This is a genomic window from Enterobacter cloacae complex sp. 370H10, assembly GCF_050031535.1.
In the GTDB taxonomy this organism is placed as follows: Bacteria; Pseudomonadota; Gammaproteobacteria; order Enterobacterales; family Enterobacteriaceae; genus Enterobacter; species Enterobacter intestinihominis.
On record NZ_JBLGWG010000001.1, the window covers coordinates 2880360 to 2899249 of the forward strand.

At 55.5% G+C, this 18890-nt stretch carries 17 protein-coding genes; 8 read left to right on the forward strand and 9 right to left on the reverse strand.

Translation table 11 applies throughout. The features are described from left to right. From ACQG2Q_RS14310 to exoX, 3 genes are all read left to right on the forward strand, one after another. A complete protein-coding gene (locus ACQG2Q_RS14310; RefSeq protein ID WP_003859784.1) occupies positions 1–231 on the forward strand; it encodes a DNA polymerase III subunit theta in 231 nt (76 codons plus the stop codon). 111 nt (positions 232–342) lie between these two features. Further along, complete coding sequence (locus ACQG2Q_RS14315; protein ID WP_063849169.1) at positions 343–981, forward strand: nitrilase-related carbon-nitrogen hydrolase; 639 nt, start codon at positions 343–345, stop codon at positions 979–981. A 24-nt stretch (positions 982–1005) separates the two neighbouring features. Next, positions 1006–1668: an exodeoxyribonuclease X gene (gene exoX, locus ACQG2Q_RS14320; protein WP_096216913.1), complete on the forward strand. Its 663-nt coding sequence runs from the start codon at positions 1006–1008 to the stop codon at positions 1666–1668. Here exoX and ptrB read toward each other — a convergent pair. Further along, the gene (ptrB, locus tag ACQG2Q_RS14325; RefSeq protein ID WP_096216914.1) at positions 1650–3725 is read right to left on the reverse strand and encodes an oligopeptidase B; all 2076 of its coding nucleotides are present in this window, start codon (positions 3723–3725) and stop codon (positions 1650–1652) included. The genes exoX and ptrB overlap by 19 nt on opposite strands. A gap of 75 nt (positions 3726–3800) precedes the next feature. Beyond that, entirely contained in the window at positions 3801–4451 is a 651-nt protein-coding gene (locus ACQG2Q_RS14330) for a tellurite resistance TerB family protein (protein ID WP_022648470.1), read from the reverse strand. 172 nt (positions 4452–4623) lie between these two features. Here ACQG2Q_RS14330 and purT point away from each other — a divergent pair, with 172 nt between their 5' ends. After that, entirely contained in the window at positions 4624–5802 is a 1179-nt protein-coding gene (gene purT, locus ACQG2Q_RS14335; RefSeq protein WP_063162943.1) for a formate-dependent phosphoribosylglycinamide formyltransferase, read from the forward strand. 175 nt (positions 5803–5977) lie between these two features. Here the strand turns inward: purT and ACQG2Q_RS14340 are convergent. The 4 genes from ACQG2Q_RS14340 to zwf all read right to left on the reverse strand — a co-directional run bounded on the left by ACQG2Q_RS14340 (position 5978) and on the right by zwf (position 11081). Then, positions 5978–6675 (reverse strand): IS1 family transposase gene (locus tag ACQG2Q_RS14340; protein WP_223866332.1). Its coding sequence is split into 2 segments (ribosomal slippage): positions 5978–6426 and positions 6426–6675, totalling 699 coding nucleotides; the frame shifts between segments, so codons are not numbered across the junction. 203 nt (positions 6676–6878) lie between these two features. Then, positions 6879–7520, reverse strand: a complete 642-nt coding sequence (kdgA, locus tag ACQG2Q_RS14345; protein WP_023300441.1) for a bifunctional 4-hydroxy-2-oxoglutarate aldolase/2-dehydro-3-deoxy-phosphogluconate aldolase — start codon at positions 7518–7520, stop codon at positions 6879–6881. A 39-nt stretch (positions 7521–7559) separates the two neighbouring features. Continuing rightward, the gene (gene edd, locus ACQG2Q_RS14350) at positions 7560–9371 is read right to left on the reverse strand and encodes a phosphogluconate dehydratase (RefSeq protein ID WP_023300442.1); all 1812 of its coding nucleotides are present in this window, start codon (positions 9369–9371) and stop codon (positions 7560–7562) included. A 234-nt stretch (positions 9372–9605) separates the two neighbouring features. Beyond that, on the reverse strand, positions 9606–11081 hold the full coding sequence (gene zwf, locus ACQG2Q_RS14355; RefSeq protein WP_022648481.1) for a glucose-6-phosphate dehydrogenase: 1476 nt from the start codon (positions 11079–11081) through the stop codon (positions 9606–9608). 353 nt (positions 11082–11434) lie between these two features. Here zwf and ACQG2Q_RS14360 point away from each other — a divergent pair, with 353 nt between their 5' ends. Further along, complete coding sequence (locus ACQG2Q_RS14360; RefSeq protein WP_003859769.1) at positions 11435–12304, forward strand: MurR/RpiR family transcriptional regulator; 870 nt, start codon at positions 11435–11437, stop codon at positions 12302–12304. A gap of 114 nt (positions 12305–12418) precedes the next feature. Beyond that, on the forward strand, positions 12419–13861 hold the full coding sequence (pyk, locus tag ACQG2Q_RS14365; RefSeq protein WP_003859767.1) for a pyruvate kinase: 1443 nt from the start codon (positions 12419–12421) through the stop codon (positions 13859–13861). A 43-nt stretch (positions 13862–13904) separates the two neighbouring features. Here pyk and lpxM read toward each other — a convergent pair whose 3' ends face one another. From lpxM to znuA, 3 genes are all read right to left on the reverse strand, one after another. Continuing rightward, positions 13905–14876 (reverse strand): lauroyl-Kdo(2)-lipid IV(A) myristoyltransferase, encoded by a 972-nt coding sequence (gene lpxM, locus ACQG2Q_RS14370; RefSeq protein ID WP_426759227.1) that lies wholly within the window; start codon positions 14874–14876, stop codon positions 13905–13907. 119 nt (positions 14877–14995) lie between these two features. Further along, positions 14996–16315: a murein DD-endopeptidase MepM gene (gene mepM / locus ACQG2Q_RS14375; protein WP_022648483.1), complete on the reverse strand. Its 1320-nt coding sequence runs from the start codon at positions 16313–16315 to the stop codon at positions 14996–14998. Between the two features lie 15 nt (positions 16316–16330). Next, positions 16331–17275, reverse strand: coding sequence for a zinc ABC transporter substrate-binding protein ZnuA (znuA, locus tag ACQG2Q_RS14380; RefSeq protein WP_063849218.1), 945 nt, complete (start codon positions 17273–17275; stop codon positions 16331–16333). 77 nt (positions 17276–17352) lie between these two features. Between znuA and znuC the strand changes: the two genes are divergently transcribed. After that, a complete protein-coding gene (gene znuC, locus ACQG2Q_RS14385; RefSeq protein WP_003859757.1) occupies positions 17353–18108 on the forward strand; it encodes a zinc ABC transporter ATP-binding protein ZnuC in 756 nt (251 codons plus the stop codon). Continuing rightward, positions 18105–18890 (forward strand): zinc ABC transporter permease subunit ZnuB, encoded by a 786-nt coding sequence (gene znuB, locus ACQG2Q_RS14390; RefSeq protein ID WP_022648485.1) that lies wholly within the window; start codon positions 18105–18107, stop codon positions 18888–18890. The genes znuC and znuB overlap by 4 nt, the downstream gene beginning before the upstream one ends.

The following is an 18890-nucleotide window of genomic DNA, read 5'->3' on the forward strand; positions in this document are numbered from 1 at the left end:
ATGAACGTTAACCTGGCCGCCCTTCCTCAGGACGAGATGGACAAAGTGAATGTCGATCTCGCCGCCGCGGGGGTCGCATTCAAAGAGCGTTACAACATGCCCGTCGTGGCTGAAGTGGTAGAGCGTGAACAACCCGCGCATCTGCGCGACTGGTTCCGCGAACGTCTTATTGCGCATCGCCTCGCCTCCGTTAATCTCTCGCGCCTGCCGTACGAACCTAAAGTTAAATAAGCTTAACGTCCCGTTACACTTCCTTACGCGTTATGTGGCAGGATAAGAAAACCCTGATAAATTTAGGTGTAATCTTAAAATCCCAGCGACTTAGTGTATAAGGAAGTCACGATGTCACGATGGACTATTGCCGCGGCTCAGTATGCTCCGCGGCACAACTGTGTTGATGAGCACGTAAAACATCACCTGCACTTTATTGCCGAGGCTGCCTCGCATGGGTGCGATTTAGTCGTCTTTCCGGAGCTTTCGCTTACCGGCCCTGGCGGAACAACCTTACCTCCACCCCCTGACGATTTGCAGCTTGCCCCCCTCCTTCACGCGGCGCAGTCACGTTTCATCACGGTGATTGCCGGTATTACTCTCCAGCAACAGAGAGGACTCGCGCTTTTCACCCCTAACCTGTCGACCATCCGGCGCTATCCGCAGGGTAACGGTGCGGGTGTTATTCCTGGCAATAAACGGTTAACCATCGTTGATAATCAGGCTGACGCCCCGGAACTGGACCCAGAGGCAACGCTGTTCACCAGCAGCCTGGCGGTGGGTGAGCAACGCTGGCGGCAATCCATCAGTTCGTTACAACGCTTCGCGCATAAGTACGCCATCGCGGTATTAATGGCGAACGCGCGCAGCGGTAGCGCGTTATGGGATGAAAAAGGTCAGCTGGTCGTGCGTGCCGATAAGGGAGAGTTGCTGTTAACCGGTTCTTTGGGCCGACAGGGTTGGCAAGGGGATATCATTCCATTAGGCTAGGCATTTTAGGATCAGGAGCGATCAATGCTGCGCGTTATCGATACCGAAACCTGCGATTTGCAGGGTGGAATTGTGGAAGTCGCCTCTGTCGACGTGGTTGACGGAAAGATAGTCAATCCAATGAGCCACCTGGTGCGCCCGGACCGTCCTATCAGTGCGCAGGCGATGGCAATTCATCGCATTACGGAATCGATGGTGGCGGATAAGCCGTGGATTGAAGAGATCATCCCTCTTTACCACGGTAGCCAGTGGTATGTCGCCCATAACGCCAGCTTTGACCGCCGCGTGCTGCCGGAGATGCCCGGTGAATGGATTTGCACCATGAAGCTGGCGCGCCGTCTGTGGCCGGGGATCAAATACAGCAATATGGCGCTGTATAAGTCGCGCAAACTAAGCGTGCGAACGCCGGAAGGGCTGCATCATCACCGCGCCCTCTATGACTGCTACATCACCGCAGCGCTCCTGATTGATATCATGAATACTTCCGGCTGGACGCCGGACGATATGGCGACCATTACCGGCCGCCCCGCCCTACTGACCACCTTCACGTTCGGTAAATATCGTGGAAAACCGGTATCGGAAGTGGCGTACAACGATCCGGGCTATCTGCGCTGGCTGTACAACAACCTCGACAGAATGAGCCCGGAACTGCGCCTGACGCTGAAGCATTATTTAGGCGAAGCCTGAGTTCCCGCGCGGCCTGGCAGCGTATCCTGCGCCAGGCCAATCAAAAAGGCGTACTCCAGCGCCACCCCTTCATAGGATTTAAATCGCCCTGATTTCCCTCCGTGCCCCGAGTCCATATCGGTACACAGCAGCAGCAGATTATCGTCAGTTTTTAGCTCACGCAGCTTCGCCACCCATTTCACGGGCTCCCAGTACTGCACCTGGGAATCGTGCAGGCCGGTGGTCACCAGCATATGCGGATAGGCTTTCGCCTCGACGTTATCGTACGGGCTGTACTCTTTCATGTAGCGGTAATAGGTTTCATCCTGCGGGTTCCCCCACTCCTCAAACTCCCCGGTGGTCAGCGGAATGGTTTCGTCCAGCATGGTCGTCACCACGTCCACAAACGGCACCTGAGCGATAACGCCTTTAAACAGTTCAGGCCGCTGGTTTACCACGGCTCCCATTAACATGCCTCCGGCGCTGCCCCCCATGCCAAAGCAGAGTTGCGGATCGCCATAACCCTGCGCGATCAGCGCATCGCAGACATCAAGGTAGTCATTGAAGGTATTTTTCTTTTTGAGAAATTTTCCGTCTTCATACCAGTGCTGACCCAGCTCGCCGCCGCCGCGAATATGGGCAATCGCATAAACAAAACCGCGGTCGAGCAGGCTCAGCCTGCTGCTGCTGAAATCGGCGTCCATGCTGGATCCGTAGGAGCCGTAACCGTAGACGAGGATGGGGTTTTTACCTTTGTTGAAGTGATCCTTGTGGTAGACGAGAGACACGGGGACTTCAACGCCGTCGCGCGCGGTCACCCACAGGTGTTCACTGCGATAATTTTCCGACTCAAATCCCCGGACCTCAGCCTGTTTAATCACCTGACGCTGCCCGGTGTCCATATCCAGCTCAAACAACGTGTCCGGGGTAGTCATTGACGAATAGCCGTACCGCAGGCGGGACGATTCCGGTTCCGGGTTAAAGCCGATCCACGTCACGTAAGCCGGGTCATCGAACGCAATGCCCACCACTTCGCGGGTTTTGCGGTTGATTTGGCGGATACTGGTCAGTCCGCGCTGACGCTCTTCCACCACCAGCCAGTCGGTAAACAAGGTGAACCCCTCCAGCATCACCTGATCGCGCGCAGGAATTAACACTTCCCACTTCCGTTCATCGCGCACTTTGGTTTTATAAAGGCCAAAGTTTTTGCCCTCGCGGTTCGAACGCAGGTAAAAGCTGTGCTGGAAGTGATCCAGACTGTACTCATGATCTTTACGGCGCGGCAGGAAGCATAACGGCTGGGCATCCGGCAGTTCGGCATCCAGCAGCAGCACCTCAGAGGTGGTGGCGCTGGCAAGGAAGATAATCACGTAGTGGCGAGACGAGGTTTTATGCAGGCTGACGTAGAACGTCTCGTCTTTTTCTTCATACACAAGCTCATCGTCGGCGGAATCGGTCCCCACCGTATGACGCCAGACCTGATAAGGCAGCAGCGTTGAGGCATGCTTTTTAACGTAGTAGACCGTTTCTGAATCGTTACCCCAGACGAAATCGGGGGAGACATTATCCAGCATTTCGGGATACCAGTTTCCCGTTTCAAGATTGCGGAAGCGCAAACCGTACTGGCGGCGGGAGAGGTAATCCTCAGCCAGCGCCATAATGGCGTTATCGGGGGAAATGGACATGCCGCCCAGCGTATAAAACTCACTGTGGGCAGCACGTTTGTTAGCATCCAGCAGGATCTCCCATTCGTCCCACTCGGCGCTCAGCACAGACTGGCGCTGGTAGATGGGATATTCGTTTCCCGGCTCATAAATATGGCGATAGCGATAACCGTTTTTGCACCACGGGGCAGAGACATCACGCTGGGGGATACGCTGCACCATTTCGTTCAGGAGCTGATCCTGAAGCGCCTGCTGGCTGGCCATGACCTGGCGGCCATAGTCGTTTTCCTCGTGCAGATAGTCGAGCACCTCTGGCCGGGAACGAGAATCGTCCCGCAGCCAGTAGTAGTTATCGATACGCGTATCGCCATGCGTGGTGATCGCATAAGGAGTACGTCGGGCTTTTGGAGGCATGGCATTCTTACTTTTTCGTTTTACATCCTATAAGGTTGGCAAAACACGCGTATGATGCAAGCGAAACATGGCCTTCTAGCCCGCGAGGGTCTGCTTCTGCTGCTGAATATCCTGCTCAATTCCCTCACGAACGTCCTGTGGGATCTTCAGCGCATCACCCAGGGCGTTCAGGTAGCTGCGCTCCATAAAGTGATCGATATCGATGGCAGCACAGCTCAGAAAATAGAGTTCCAGTGCCTCTTCTTCGTTTTTCACGCTTTGCGCCAGACGCTGCGGATCGAGCGGCTGTTCGATGGCCTGCGCCACCAGCGCCCTGCCCTGCTCCTCAACGCCCGCTTCCCGCATCTGCTGTTCAATTGCGGCACGTTCACTGGCATCAATATGCCCGTCGCTCTTGGCTGCAAAGACCAGGGCGAGGATCAGACGCTCGGTGCGTAAATCTAACGGCGATACCTGCTTCCCGTACTGCGGTTCATCCTGATGCGCGTTGCGCACCTTGTCTTTGTATTTGTTCCATAAGACGGAGCCTGCAATAGCCCCTCCGCCCGCCAGCAGCGCGCCGGTACCGTATTTGGTAAGCAGTTTCCGCGATGATTTATTGGCAACCAGCAAACCGGCCAGCCCGCCGAGCGCACCCGGCACAAGCAGCTTGCTCAGACCCTGCTCGCCGGACGACGAGCCTTTTTGTCCCAACAGGGATTGCAGTTGATTCATCCAGCCTGACATATTTTTCCTCACGTAACAGTGCGTAACCTTCACAGCCTAAGCGAGCGGGTGTCAGGAAATGTCTGTCAGTGCTAAAGAAGCGCAAATTTCTCCCCTGTCCGGGTTATCCCTATACAAGACAGACGCAAACGTTTTCGTTTATACTGCCTGCATCTTTTTCAGGGGGATTTTTATGACTCGTTTAGGAACTGCGCTGCGTCCTGCCGCGACGCGCGTCATGCTGTTGGGATCGGGTGAACTGGGTAAAGAAGTGGCCATTGAATGCCAGCGTTTGGGTGTGGAAGTGATTGCGGTGGACCGTTATGCGAATGCGCCCGCCATGCACGTCGCGCATCGCTCGCACGTCATCGATATGCTTGACGGTAATGCCCTGCGGGCGTTAATTGCCGACGAAAAACCGGATTTCGTGGTACCTGAAATTGAGGCCATTGCCACTGAGATGTTGGTTGCCCTTGAACAGGAAGGCCAGCGCGTGGTGCCCTGTGCCACAGCGGCAAAACTGACCATGAACCGGGAAGGCATTCGTCGCCTGGCGGCAGAAGAATTACAGCTCCCGACCTCCAGCTACCGTTTTGCCGGGGATAAAGCTGCGTTTCTCCAGGCCGTAGAGGAGATTGGCTACCCGTGCATCATTAAGCCGGTAATGAGCTCCTCTGGCAAAGGGCAGAGCTTTATCCGCGACAGCAGCACGCTGGACAAAGCCTGGGACTATGCCCAGCAGGGCGGCCGTGCCGGTGCCGGGCGCGTCATCGTAGAAGGCGTGGTGAAATTTGATTTTGAAATTACCCTGCTCACCGTCAGCGCCGTGGATGGCGTTTATTTCTGCGACCCGATTGGTCATCGCCAGGAAGACGGCGATTATCGCGAATCCTGGCAGCCGCAGCAGATGAGCGCGCTGGCGCTGGCACGCGCGCAGGAGATCGCCCGCAAAACGGTGCTGGCGCTGGGCGGCTACGGCCTGTTCGGCGTGGAATTGTTTGTTTGCGGCGACGAGGTGATCTTCAGCGAAGTCTCCCCTCGCCCGCACGATACCGGGATGGTCACACTGATTTCGCAGGATCTCTCTGAGTTCGCGCTGCACGTACGTGCTTTCCTCGGCCTGCCGGTTGGCGGCATCCGTCAGTACGGCCCGGCAGCCTCGGCGGTGATCCTGCCGCAACTGACCAGCCAGAATGTCACCTTTGATAACGTCGAAGGTGCGGTTGGTGCAGGCTTACAGGTCAGACTGTTCGGCAAACCGGAGATCGACGGAAGCCGTCGTCTGGGCGTGGCATTAGCAACCGGGGAAAACGTGGACGAAGCCGTCGCGAGAGCGAAAATAGCGGCCACTGCGGTAAAAGTGACAGGGTAAATAACTAAAGGCTGGTCAACTAAGCGACCAGCCACATAGCATGATTAACGTTGTTTCGTTTCTATCGCTTCCATTCGTATTCCATGTCCTCGTAGGCTTCATTCGTTTTCGAGATGAAAACAAAACTACCGAGGCCTATAAAAATAACGAAGGGAATGATGGTAATGACTCCAACTTACTGATAGTGTTTTATGTTCAGATAATGCCCGATGACCTTGTCATGCAGCTCCACCGATTTTGAGAACGACAGTGACTTCCGTCCCAGCCTTGCCAGATGTTGTCTCAGATTCAGGTTATGTCGCTCAATGCGCTGAGTGTAACGCTTGCTGATAACGTGCAGCTTTCCCTTCAGGCGGGGTTCATACAGCGGCCAGCCATCCGTCATCCATACCACGACCTCAAAGGCCGACAGCAGGCTCAGAAGACGCTCCAGTGTGGCCAGAGTGCGTTCACCGAAGACGTGCGCCACAACCGTCCTCCGTATCCTGTCATACGCGTAAAACAGCCAGCGCTGACGTGATTTAGCACCGACGTAGCCCCACTGTTCGTCCATTTCAGCGCAGACAATCACATCACTGCCCGGTTGTATGCGCGAGGTTACCGACTGCGGCCTGAGTTTTTTAAGTGACGTAAAACCGTGTTGAGGCCAACGCCCATAATGCGTGCACTGGCGCGACATCCGACGCCATTCATGGCCATATCAATGATTTTCTGGTGCGTACCGGGCTGAGAGGCGGTGTAAGTGAACTGTAGTTGCCATGTTTTACGGCAATGAGAGCAGAGATAGCGCTGATGTCCGGCAGTGCTTTTGCCGTTACGCACCACGCCTTCAGTAGTGGAGCAGGAAGGACATCTGATGGAAATGGAAGCCACGCAAGCACCTTAAAATCACCATCATACACTAAATCAGTAAGTTGGCAGCATTACCAGGGATTATTCAATAATGAAGAATGATACGCCTGGGGGTTAGGGATATTAAAAATGTTTGTGGGGAGAAGAAGAAGAACTCATACATGCTGGTCACATAAAGTGACCAGCATCAGGCCAGAGGGCCTGCTTTATGCATTGAGCATTTGTTACTGTTTCGCGCCTTCTACCGCTTCGCGAGCCAGTTTAGTAATGCGATCCCAGTCGCCTGCTTCCAGCGCATCCGCCGGAACCAGCCAGGAGCCACCGATGCACAGCACGCTTTTCAGCGCCAGGTAGTCGCGGTAGTTGGCCGGAGAGATGCCACCCGTTGGGCAGAAACGCACCTGGGAGAATGGGCCTGCAATCGCCTGCAACGCTTTGGTGCCGCCGTTCGCTTCAGCCGGGAAGAATTTAAACTCTTTCAGGCCGTAGTCCATGCCCAGCATCAGTTCAGAAACGGTGCTGATACCCGGGATCAGCGGAATAGTACCTTCGGTTGCGGCTTTCAGCAGCGGCTCGGTCAGGCCCGGGCTGATGGCAAACTGTGCGCCCGCTTCGGTCACTTCCGCCAGCTGCTGCGCATTCAGAACCGTACCAGCACCGATGATCGCTTCCGGCACTTCTTTGGCGATAGCGCGAATCGCATCCATCGCACAGGCAGTACGCAGGGTCACTTCCAGAACACGAACGCCACCCGCAACCAGCGCCTTCGCCATTGGGACAGCGTGCTCCAGTTTGTTTACCACAATAACCGGCACGACAGGGCCAGTAGTCAGGATTGCTTCTGCACTTGTTTTCCAGTTTTTCATCAGAGTTTTCTCTCGCCAGATCGTTAAAATCAAGTCGTCTTAAAACGTAATACAGGTTGCGCCCTGCTCCGCACCGGAGAGTTTCTCACGCAACGCACCAAACATTTCGCGTCCGGTACCCACGCGGGATGCGCTCAGGTCAGGAATATGTGGCTGACGCGCCGCCAGCTCTGCTTCGTCCACCAGCAGGGTTAACTCGCCTGTCTGACCGTTAACGCGGATCATGTCTCCATCATGGACTTTCGCCAGCAGGCCGCCGTCGTAGGCTTCCGGGGTGACATGAATCGCTGAAGGCACTTTACCGGATGCCCCCGAGAGGCGTCCATCGGTCACCAGCGCAATTTTGAAACGGCGGTCCAATAATACACCAAGCGGCGGCATAAGTTTATGTAATTCTGGCATCCCGTTCGCTTTTGGTCCCTGATGACGCACCACGACTACGCAGTCTTTATCAAGCAGACCCGCGTCGAAGGCAGGTAAAACGTCGTGCTGGCTTTCAAACACCACCGCCGGGGCTTCGATAACCTGATTCTCTTCCGGCACGGCAGAAGTTTTCATTACGGCACGCCCAAGGTTACCGCTCAGCACTTTGGTGCCGCCGTGAGGAGAGAACGGCTGTTCGAAGGTCGCGATAACCTGAGGATCGAGCGAGTTGCTCGCCCCCTCGCGCCAGTCCAGCTCACCGTTGTTCAGCCACGGCTCAAGGGTATAGCGATGCAGGCCAAAGCCCGCCACCGTGTTGACATCCTCATGCAGCAGGCCGCCTTTCAGCAGCTCGCGCATCAGCACCGGCACGCCGCCCGCGGCCTGGAAGTGGTTAATGTCCGCCGGACCGTTCGGGTACAGACGCGCCATCAGCGGTACCACGGAGGAGATCTCGGAGAAGTCATCCCAGTTGATCAGAATGCCCGCCGCGCGCGCCATCGCGACAAGGTGCATGGTATGGTTGGTTGAACCGCCGGTCGCCAGCAGGGCGACAATCCCGTTGACGATGACTTTTTCATCGACCATTTTGCCCATTGGCATCCACTCGTTGCCGTTACCGGTCAGACGCGTCACCTGACGGGCTGCGGCTTCGGTCAGCGCTTTACGCAGTGGCGCATCCGGCTGGATGAACGACGAGCCCGGCAGTTGCATCCCCATAAACTCCACCACCATCTGGTTGGTGTTGGCCGTACCGTAGAACGTACAGGTGCCCGGCGCGTGATAGGACGCGGCTTCCGCTTCCAGCAGCGCCTGACGGTCCGCTTTTCCTTCGGCATACAGCTGGCGGATACGGACTTTTTCCTTGTTTGGCAGACCGCTTGCCATCGGGCCTGACGGCACAAAAATCGCTGGCAGATGGCCAAACGACAGCGCGGCCATCACCAGCCCCGGGACGATTTTGTCGCATACGCCCAGGTAGAGCGCGCCATCAAACATATTGTGAGAGAGGCCCACTGCCGCCGACATGGCGATCACTTCGCGGCTCAACAGAGACAGCTCCATACCGTCCTGTCCCTGAGTCACGCCATCACACATGGCCGGCACGCCGCCTGCAACCTGGCCCACCGCGTTCACGCTGTGCAGCGCATTGCGGATGATAGACGGGTAAACCTCATACGGCTGGTGGGCTGAAAGCATGTCGTTATAGGAGGTAATGATGGCGATATTGTTACGCAGCATGCTTTTCAGCGCGTCCTTATCACCAGGCTGGCAGGCGGCAAAGCCGTGGGCCAGATTCCCGCAGGCCAGCTGAGAGCGATGGACCGTTTCACTCTTCGCCTGTTCGATGCGGGCAAGGTAGGCAGCACGGGTCTCTTTCGAGCGTTCAACGATGCGTTGTGTTACGCGTAACAATGTCGGATTCATAAAAGCTCCTCTAATTTATCTGTCCAGGCTCGGGAGTTTACACAGTTTCTGACGGTTGTTAACAACGCTGAAACGCCTGATATCCGGAGCACAGGGGCAAAATGTCTGAAGGGAGTGTAATAAAAAAAGCTCCGCGGGTGAATCCACGCGGAGCTTAAAAGATTAAAAATTATGCCACTTGCTGTGTTAGATCATGTTACCGGTAAAATAACACCTTTGGGCTAGAGATGGGGGTTATTCAAACTCGTTCCAGGAGCGGCCATCACGGGTGATCATCGCAACGGAGGCGACAGGTCCCCATGTTCCCGCCTGATACGGTTTTGGCGCGTCCTGGTCGGCTGCCCACGCTTCGGTGATTGAGTCCACCCACTTCCACGCCTCTTCCACTTCATCGCGGCGGACGAACAGCGCCTGGATACCACGCATGGTTTCCAGCAGCAGACGCTCGTAAGCATCGGCCAGATGCGTCTGGTTGAAAGTTTCAGAGTAGCTCAGGTCGAGCTTGGTGGTTTGCAGGTTGTGTTTGTGATCAAGACCCGGCACTTTGTTCAGGATCTGAATATCCACACCCTCATCCGGTTGCAGACGAATAGTCAGTTTGTTCTGCGGCAGTTCCTGCCAGGATTCTTTGAACAGGTTCAGTTCCGGATTTTTGAAGTAGACCACCACTTCGGAGCATTTTGCCGGCAGACGTTTCCCCGTACGCAGGTAGAACGGCACGCCGGCCCAGCGCCAGTCGTCGATATCCACGCGGATCGCCACAAACGTTTCGGTGTTGCTGGACTTGTTCGCGCCCTCTTCTTCCAGATAGCCAGGGACTTTTTTCCCCTGGGCAAAACCTGCGGTGTACTGGCCGCGCACGGTTTTCTCACGCACGTTGGAGCGGTCAATACGGCGCAGTGATTTCAGCACTTTCACTTTGGCGTCACGAATGCTGTCGGCCGTCAGATCTGACGGTGGAGACATGGCAATCATGCACAGAATTTGCAGCAGGTGGTTCTGGATCATGTCACGCATCTGGCCGGCCTGGTCGAAGTAGCCCCAGCGGCCTTCGATGCCCACTTCTTCCGCCACGGTAATTTCCACGTGGTCGATAGTGCGGTTGTCCCAGTTGTTCACAAACAAGGAGTTGGCAAAACGCAGCGCCAGCAGGTTCAGAACCGTCTCTTTACCCAGATAGTGGTCAATACGGTAAACCTGACACTCCTCAAAGAACTCGCCCACCTGGTCGTTGATTTCACGCGAGGTTGCCAGCGACGTACCCAGCGGCTTCTCCATCACCACGCGCGCCGGTTTGGCGTTCAGCTTCGCTTCGCCCAGACCTTTGCAGATGGCGCCGAAGGTGCTTGGCGGCATGGCGAAATAGTTAATGGTGACGCGATTTTCCTGGTCCAGCATTTCACCCAGACGGGTAAAGGCGCTTACATCGTTGACGTCCAGATTGCAGAAATCGAGACGCCCGCTCAGCTTATCCCAAAGGCTTTCATCGATTTTCTCTTTCATGAAGGTTTCGAGCGCCTCGCGCACGACTTTGGTATAAGCCTCCTTATCCCAGTCGGCGCGCCCTACCCCAAGGATTCGGGTATCGGGATGGATCTGGCCCGCTTTTTCGAGCTGATACAGGGAAGGCAGCAATTTTCGGCGTGCAAGATCGCCTTTCGCGCCGAAAATGACCAGGTCACATGCCTGGGCTGTTTGCGTTACCGCCATGTCATTCTCCTCAGTTAGATCTCCTGGTACTCTGCCAGGTATCGTTGTAATTTTATTACAATGCACTGTACTGCTTTTACGCGTTTCCTGAAACCATTAGCGCTTAACGACGCGTGCGATACGGTGATTTTTCGTCGCGCGGGCCATTACGCCCGTCTGGTGACGCAACAAACGTCGATTCTTTGCGCAACAGGGGCAGAGCAAAACCCGACGTCGATCAAGTAATGAAAAAAAACAACAACATTTCTTGTCGACGATTACCCTTTCGGGTGTCCCGGGGGTAATATCGGCTAAATCGAATCTAGGTTTCATCTCTATGAAATCGTTATGCCCTCATGAGCGTCTTGTTAACAATGAACATGCTGGAAAAAATCCAGTTTCAACTGGAACACCTTAGCAAATCCGAGCGCAAAGTGGCCGAAGTTATTCTCGCCGCGCCCGCTCAGGCGATTCATTCAAGCATCGCCGCTCTGGCACAGGAATCGGGCGTCAGCGAACCGACGGTCAATCGATTCTGTCGTAGTCTGGACACCCGCGGCTTTCCTGATTTTAAACTGCATCTGGCACAAAGTCTGGCAAACGGTACCCCGTATGTTAATCGCAATGTAGATGAAGACGACAGCGTTGATGCTTACACCGCAAAAATATTTGAATCGGCAATGGCCACGCTCGACCATGTTCGCCAGTCTCTGGACATGAGTTCAGTGAATCGCGCGGTCGATCTTCTCACGCAGGCCAAACGGATCGCCTTCTTTGGCCTTGGCTCGTCCGCCGCCGTGGCGCATGACGCCATGAATAAGTTCTTTCGCTTTAACGTGCCGGTGATTTACTCCGATGACATTGTGCTGCAACGCATGAGCTGTATGAATTGTAGCGAAGATGATGTCGTGGTACTCATCTCCCATACGGGCCGCACCAAGAGCCAGGTGGAGCTGGCGCAACTCGCGCGTGACAACGATGCGATGGTCATCGCCCTGACGACGGCAGGTACGCCGCTGGCCCGGGAAGCAACGCTCGCCATTACCCTGGACGTACCGGAAGACACCGACATGTACATGCCGATGGTCTCCCGCCTGGCGCAGCTGACGGTCATCGACGTGCTGGCGACCGGTTTTACTTTACGCCGGGGCGCAAAATTCCGGGATAACTTGAAGCGGGTCAAGGAAGCCCTGAAAGAATCGCGTTTTGATAAAGAATTGCTTATAAAGAGCGATGTTCCCTAATAACGACGATGTACGATTTACGGCATTCGGTCCCCTCGCTACTGCCTTGCGATAGATGAAGGCCGATTCTATGTTCACGCAACACCAAAGTTGTTTCAGTCAACGGAGTATTACATGTCCAGAAGGCTTCGCAGAACCAAGATCGTCACCACCCTAGGCCCGGCCACCGACCGCGATAATAACCTCGAAAAGATTATCGCCGCGGGTGCCAACGTGGTGCGCATGAACTTCTCTCACGGTACGCCAGAAGACCATAAATTACGTGCCGACAAAGTGCGTGAAATCGCAGCTAAACTGGGCCGCCATGTTGCTATCCTCGGTGACCTGCAAGGTCCAAAAATCCGCGTATCGACCTTTAAAGAAGGCAAAGTCTTCCTCAACATCGGCGATAAATTCCTGCTGGATGCCAACCTGAGCAAAGGCGAAGGCGATAAGGAAAAAGTGGGTATCGACTACAAAGGTCTGCCTGCTGACGTTGTGCCTGGCGACATCCTGCTGCTGGACGACGGACGCGTACAGCTGAAAGTGCTGGAAGTTCAGGGTATGAAGGTGTTCACCGAAGTGACCGTCGGCGGCCCGCTCTCCAACAACAAAGGCATCAACAAACTCGGCGGTGGCCTGTCTGCCGAAGCGCTGACCGATAAAGACAAAGCGGATATCGTGACCGCAGCGCAGATCGGCGTGGATTATCTGGCCGTCTCCTTCCCCCGCTGCGGCGAAGATCTGAACTATGCTCGCCGCCTGGCGCGTGATGCAGGCTGCGATGCGAAAATCGTTGCGAAAGTGGAACGCGCTGAAGCGGTCTGCGATCAGGACGCGATGGACGACGTGATCCTGGCGTCTGACGTGGTGATGGTTGCCCGTGGTGATCTGGGCGTGGAAATTGGCGACCCTGAACTGGTCGGTATCCAGAAAGCGCTGATCCGTCGCGCGCGTCAGCTGAACCGCGCGGTGATCACCGCCACCCAGATGATGGAATCCATGATCACCAACCCAATGCCAACCCGTGCGGAAGTCATGGACGTGGCGAACGCCGTGCTGGATGGTACTGACGCGGTGATGCTGTCAGCCGAAACCGCTGCGGGTCAGTATCCGGCGGAAACCGTGGCCGCCATGGCGCGCGTCTGCCTGGGTGCGGAGAAGATCCCAAGCATTAACGTCTCCAAGCACCGCCTGGATATCCAGTTCGACAATGTGGAAGAAGCGATTGCGATGTCCGCGATGTACGCAGCCAACCACCTGAAAGGGGTCACGGCGATCATCACCATGACCGAATCTGGCCGTACCGCGCTAATGACGTCTCGCATCAGCTCCGGTCTGCCGATCTTCGCCATGTCCCGTCACGAGCGTACGCTGAACCTGACGGCGCTGTATCGCGGCGTGACGCCAGTCTACTTCGACAGCACCAATGACGGTGTGGCCGCCGCGCACGATGCCGTGAATCTGCTGCGCGACAAAGGTTATCTGGTATCCGGTGATATCGTTATCGTGACGCAGGGTGACGTGATGAGCACCATCGGCTCAACCAATACCACCCGCGTACTGACCGTAGAGTAAGCTCCGATCCTCTCTCCCCTAAGGGGAGAGGGGTGAAGGTTTCCTATTTCTTCGGGAAAAGCTCTTTACGCTTGTACGGCTCTGTTTCGCCAGGTTTACGCGTTTTGAGCAACTTCAGGATCCACGTATATTGCTCCTTATGTGGCCCCACCAGCACTTCCACCTCTTCATTCATGCGGCGTGCAATGGTGCGATCGTCCGCGGTCAGCAGATCGTCCATCGGCGGACGTACCTCAATGCTCAGGCGATGCGTTTTACCGTCATAAACCGGGAACAGCGGGATCACGCGGGCGCGGCAGACTTTCATCAGGCGACCAATCGCGGGTAGCGTAGCTTTATAGGTCGCGAAGAAATCGACAAACTCGCTGTGCTCAGGACCGTGATCCTGATCGGGCAGATAGTAGCCCCAGTAACCCTGACGTACGGACTGAATGAAAGGCTTAATGCCATCGTTACGGGCGTGCAGGCGTCCGCCAAAGCGACGGCGCACGGTATTCCAGACGAAATCGTAGATTTTGTTTCCCTGATTATGGAACATCGCCGCCATTTTCTGGCCCTGCGATGCCATTAACATTGCCGGAATGTCGACCCCCCAACCGTGCGGCACCAGGAAAATCACTTTTTCATCATTGCGACGCATCTCGTCGATGATTTCCAGCCCTTTCCAGTCAACGCGGTCGACGATCTTTTCCGGCCCTTTCAGCGCCAGTTCCGCCATCATCGCCATGGCCTGTGGCGCGGTGGTATACATGTCATCAATGATTGCTTCGCGTTCGACGTCGGTTTTATCCGGGAAGCAGTACAGAAGGTTTATTTGCGCCCGGCGGCGTGCGCTTTTACCTAAGCGCCCTGCCAGGCACCCCACTTTTTCGAGAACCGGATCGCGGAGGGAAGCAGGTAGTAACGCCATGCCAGCAAACGCGTATACGCCAAGCCAGGCGCCCCAGTTACGCGGGTGGCGAAAGGATTTTTCAAACTCGGGAATGTACTCAATATTGTTTTTTTTGGTTTCCATGCGGGTTCCAGGGTCTGGTGACGCAAAAATATATTCAGATAGTGTAGCGAGGCAGCCGTCCGCGTACAAAAGAAAAAGCCGGCGCACACTGACGCCGGCTTATTTTTGAGGGTGTTAGCTTAGTCGAAGCGCAGCTGTGGCATCACCTCTTTCACCTGCGCCAGGTAATCTTTGCGATCTTTCCCGGTCAGCCCTTCGGTGCGCGGCAGTTTCGCCGTCAGCGGGTTAACCGCCTGCTGGTTGATCCACACTTCGTAGTGCAGGTGCGGGCCCGTCGACCGGCCGGTGTTACCAGACAGCGCGATGCGATCGCCACGTTTCACCTTCTGGCCCGGTTTGACCAGCAGTTTACGCAGGTGCATGTAGCGGGTGGTGTACGTGCGACCGTGACGAATAGCAACGTAATAGCCAGCAGCACCGCTGCGTTTCGCCATGACCACTTCACCATCCCCTACCGCCAGCACTGGCGTGCCCTGCGGCATGGCGAAGTCAACGCCACGGTGCGGCGCTACGCGACCCGTTACCGGGTTCAGACGACGCGGGTTAAAGTTGGAGGAGACACGGAACTGTTTCGCCGTTGGGAAACGCAGGAAGCCTTTTGCCAGGCCCGTACCGCTGCGGTCATAGAACTTACCGTCTTCCGCGCGAATGGCGTAGTAGTCTTTGCCGTCTGAACGCAAGCGAACACCCACCAGCTGGCTCTGCTCGCGCTTACCGTCCAGCATTTCGCGGGACATCAGGACAGAGAACTGATCGCCTTTTTTCAGTTTGCGGAAATCCATCTGCCACTGCATGGCTTTGATCACCGAGCTGATTTCAGCGCTGGTCAGGCCAGCATCGCGGGCACTGGAAACAAAGCTGCCGCCGACGGTCCCTTTCATCACGCTGTTAACCCAGTCGCCCTGCTGCATTTCACTGGTCATTTTGAAACCGTTTGCGGTGCGATCGTAGGTGCGGGTTTCGCGACGGGACATCTCCCAGGTCAAACGTTGCAGATCGCCGTCGGGCGTTAAGGTCCAGGAAAGCTGCTGACCAATTTTCAGGTTACGCAGCTCTTTATCGGATGCGGCAAGCTGGCTAATGTTGCCCATGTCGATACCGTACTGGTTCAGGACGCTGCTCAGCGTATCGCCAGTAGAAACAACATATTCATGAATGCCGGTTTCATTCTGGATCTTGTCATCCAGCTCATCCTGGGGAATAGCTTCATCTTCCTGTGCGGCCTGATCGATAGGCTCGCTGGCCTCAGGCAGCAGAGAGCGGATCTCGCTCTTCTCCAGTTCGATGGTTTTAATAATAGGGGCAGAACTCGGGTGGTAAACATAGGGCCGCCAGACGGCGACCGCTAACGTGAGAACTGTAAGCGACCCCAGCATAACGCGGTGGGGTCGAGGCAGATTGTTAAATGCCAGGGCGACAGAGCGGGCTATCTGTTGCACGTATTCACTTCCTCGTTAATCTCCTTTCAGGCAGCTCGCATACTGATTCGCCAGTTGACTGAGGAACTGCGAATAGCTCGCTTTGCTCAACTGGATGTTCGTACCTAGCGGGTCAAGGGTTCCCATGCGCACGGATGTTCCCCTGGCCACGGCTTCTACGACCGCTGGCCTGAACTGTGGCTCAGCAAAAACGCATGTCGCTTTTTGCTCAACCAACTGTGTTCTGATTTCATGTAAACGCTGCGCACCAGGCTGAATTTCAGGGTTGACGGTAAAATGCCCCAATGGGGTCAGACCGTAATGTTTCTCGTAATACCCGTAGGCATCATGAAAAACGAAGTACCCTTTTCCTTTAAGCGGTGCGAGCTCGTTACCTACCTGTTTGTCGGTTGCGGCTAATTGAGCCTCAAAATCCTTCAGGTTGGCGTCGAGTTTGATTCGACTTTGCGGCATAAGTTCCACTAATTTGTCGTGGATTGCAACCGCTGTAAGCCGCGCTATCTCTGGGGAGAGCCAGAGATGCATGTTGTATTCACCGTGATGGTGATGGTCGTCACCTTTTTCGCCATGAGCATGGTCGTGGTCGTGTTCGTCGCCCTCGTCCTCAGCCCCTTTCATCAGCAACGGTTTCACAGCGGACATCTCACCAATCGTCACCTGTTTCTCCGCAGGGACCTGTTTAGCGGATTTCTGCATGAACGCTTCCATCTCAGGACCAATCCAGACGACTAAGTCCGCGTTCTGTAAGCGTTTTACATCAGACGGACGCAGAGAATAATCATGCTCGGAGGCCCCGTCAGGCAGAAGTACCTCTGTGTCCGTCACACCGTCGGCGATGGCAGCGGCGATAAAGCCAAGTGGTTTAAGCGAAGCGACAACGGCAGCGTTAACATCTTGTGCTGTTGTCCCCCAAAGAGCAGCGGATAAAGCTGCGAAAAGAAGCGTATTTTTCTGTAACATAATGCGACTAATCATCGTAATGAATGCGTGGAATGTGATATTATAACATTCGATGACTTCTGCAAGCTTAAATTGACATGACGACTTTAGTTTCTCTTGAAAATGTTTCGGTCTCATTCGGCCAGCGCCGCGTCCTTTCTGACGTGTCGCTGAATCTGAAGCCCGGCAAAATACTCACGCTGCTCGGCCCTAACGGTGCAGGCAAATCGACGCTGGTGCGCGTCGTATTAGGCCTGGTAGCCCCTGACGCAGGTGTTATCGTCCGCGAGGACAAATTGCGTATCGGCTATGTGCCGCAAAAATTACATCTTGATGCCACCCTGCCCCTGACGGTGAGCCGCTTCCTGCGTCTCCGTCCCGGTACGCGTAAAGCGGATATCCTACCGGCGCTAAAACGCGTTCAGGCGGGACATCTTGTTGAGGCGCCTTTGCAAAAGCTGTCGGGCGGTGAAACCCAGCGCGTATTGCTTGCCCGCGCCCTGCTCAGCAGCCCTCAGCTGCTGGTCCTGGACGAGCCGACGCAGGGTGTCGACGTCAACGGTCAGGTTGCGCTGTACGATCTTATCGACCAGCTCCGTCGGGAGCTTAACTGCGCGGTGCTGATGGTCTCCCACGATCTGCATCTGGTAATGGCCAAAACCGACGAAGTGCTGTGCCTGAACCATCACATCTGTTGTTCCGGCACGCCGGAAGTGGTGTCAATGCATCCCGAATTTATCTCCATGTTTGGCCATCGTGGCGCCGAACAGCTGGGCATCTATCGCCATAATCACAATCACCGCCATGATTTACAGGGACGAATTGTCCTGCGTCGGGGAAATGGACACTCATGATTGAACTGTTACTGCCCGGCTGGCTGGCCGGGATTATGCTTGCCTGCGCCGCGGGTCCACTCGGCTCGTTTGTCGTCTGGCGCAGAATGTCCTATTTCGGCGATACGCTGGCCCATGCGTCATTGCTGGGTGTCGCGTTTGGTTTGTTGCTGGACGTGAACCCTTTTTATGCGGTGATTGTCGTCACGCTGCTGCTGGCCGCCGGTCTGGTCTGGCTGGAAAAACGCCCTCACCTGGCCATTGATACCCTGCTCGGCATTATGGCGCACAGCGCCCTGTCGCTGGGCCTGGTGGTGGTGAGCCTGATGTCAAACATCCGCGTGGACCTGATGGCTTATCTGTTCGGCGATCTGCTGGCCGTCACGCCCGAAGATCTGATTTCCATTGCCATTGGCGTGGTGGTGGTGCTCGGGATCCTGCTGTGGCAGTGGCGGAATTTACTGGCAATGACCGTCAGCCCCGATCTGGCCTTTGTCGACGGCGTGAAGCTTCAGCGCGTGAAGCTGCTCTTGATGCTGGTGACGGCGTTAACCATCGGGGTGGCGATGAAATTTGTTGGCGCGCTGATCATCACGTCGCTGTTGATAATCCCTGCCGCCACGGCGCGTCGTTTTGCGCGTACGCCGGAGCAAATGGCCGGTATCGCGGTGATAATCGGGATGATCGCAGTGACGGGCGGATTAACCTTCTCGGCGTTTTATGACACGCCAGCAGGGCCGTCGGTGGTATTGTGCGCGGCGGTGTTGTTTATTTTCAGTATGATGAAAAAAACCGCGCAGTAG

Excerpts from the sequence above, each read along its gene's own strand:
- ACQG2Q_RS14310 (WP_003859784.1), top strand. The coding sequence starts at position 1 with ATGAACGTTAACCTGGCCGCCCTTCCTCAGGACGAGATGGACAAAGTG.
- ACQG2Q_RS14315 (WP_063849169.1), top strand. The coding sequence starts at position 343 with ATGTCACGATGGACTATTGCCGCGGCTCAGTATGCTCCGCGGCACAAC.
- exoX (WP_096216913.1), top strand. The coding sequence starts at position 1,006 with ATGCTGCGCGTTATCGATACCGAAACCTGCGATTTGCAGGGTGGAATT.
- ptrB (WP_096216914.1), bottom strand. The coding sequence starts at position 3,725 with ATGCCTCCAAAAGCCCGACGTACTCCTTATGCGATCACCACGCATGGC.
- ACQG2Q_RS14330 (WP_022648470.1), bottom strand. The coding sequence starts at position 4,451 with ATGTCAGGCTGGATGAATCAACTGCAATCCCTGTTGGGACAAAAAGGC.
- purT (WP_063162943.1), top strand. The coding sequence starts at position 4,624 with ATGACTCGTTTAGGAACTGCGCTGCGTCCTGCCGCGACGCGCGTCATG.
- kdgA (WP_023300441.1), bottom strand. The coding sequence starts at position 7,520 with ATGAAAAACTGGAAAACAAGTGCAGAAGCAATCCTGACTACTGGCCCT.
- edd (WP_023300442.1), bottom strand. The coding sequence starts at position 9,371 with ATGAATCCGACATTGTTACGCGTAACACAACGCATCGTTGAACGCTCG.
- zwf (WP_022648481.1), bottom strand. The coding sequence starts at position 11,081 with ATGGCGGTAACGCAAACAGCCCAGGCATGTGACCTGGTCATTTTCGGC.
- ACQG2Q_RS14360 (WP_003859769.1), top strand. The coding sequence starts at position 11,435 with ATGAACATGCTGGAAAAAATCCAGTTTCAACTGGAACACCTTAGCAAA.
- pyk (WP_003859767.1), top strand. The coding sequence starts at position 12,419 with ATGTCCAGAAGGCTTCGCAGAACCAAGATCGTCACCACCCTAGGCCCG.
- lpxM (WP_426759227.1), bottom strand. The coding sequence starts at position 14,876 with ATGGAAACCAAAAAAAACAATATTGAGTACATTCCCGAGTTTGAAAAA.
- znuA (WP_063849218.1), bottom strand. The coding sequence starts at position 17,275 with ATGTTACAGAAAAATACGCTTCTTTTCGCAGCTTTATCCGCTGCTCTT.
- znuC (WP_003859757.1), top strand. The coding sequence starts at position 17,353 with ATGACGACTTTAGTTTCTCTTGAAAATGTTTCGGTCTCATTCGGCCAG.
- znuB (WP_022648485.1), top strand. The coding sequence starts at position 18,105 with ATGATTGAACTGTTACTGCCCGGCTGGCTGGCCGGGATTATGCTTGCC.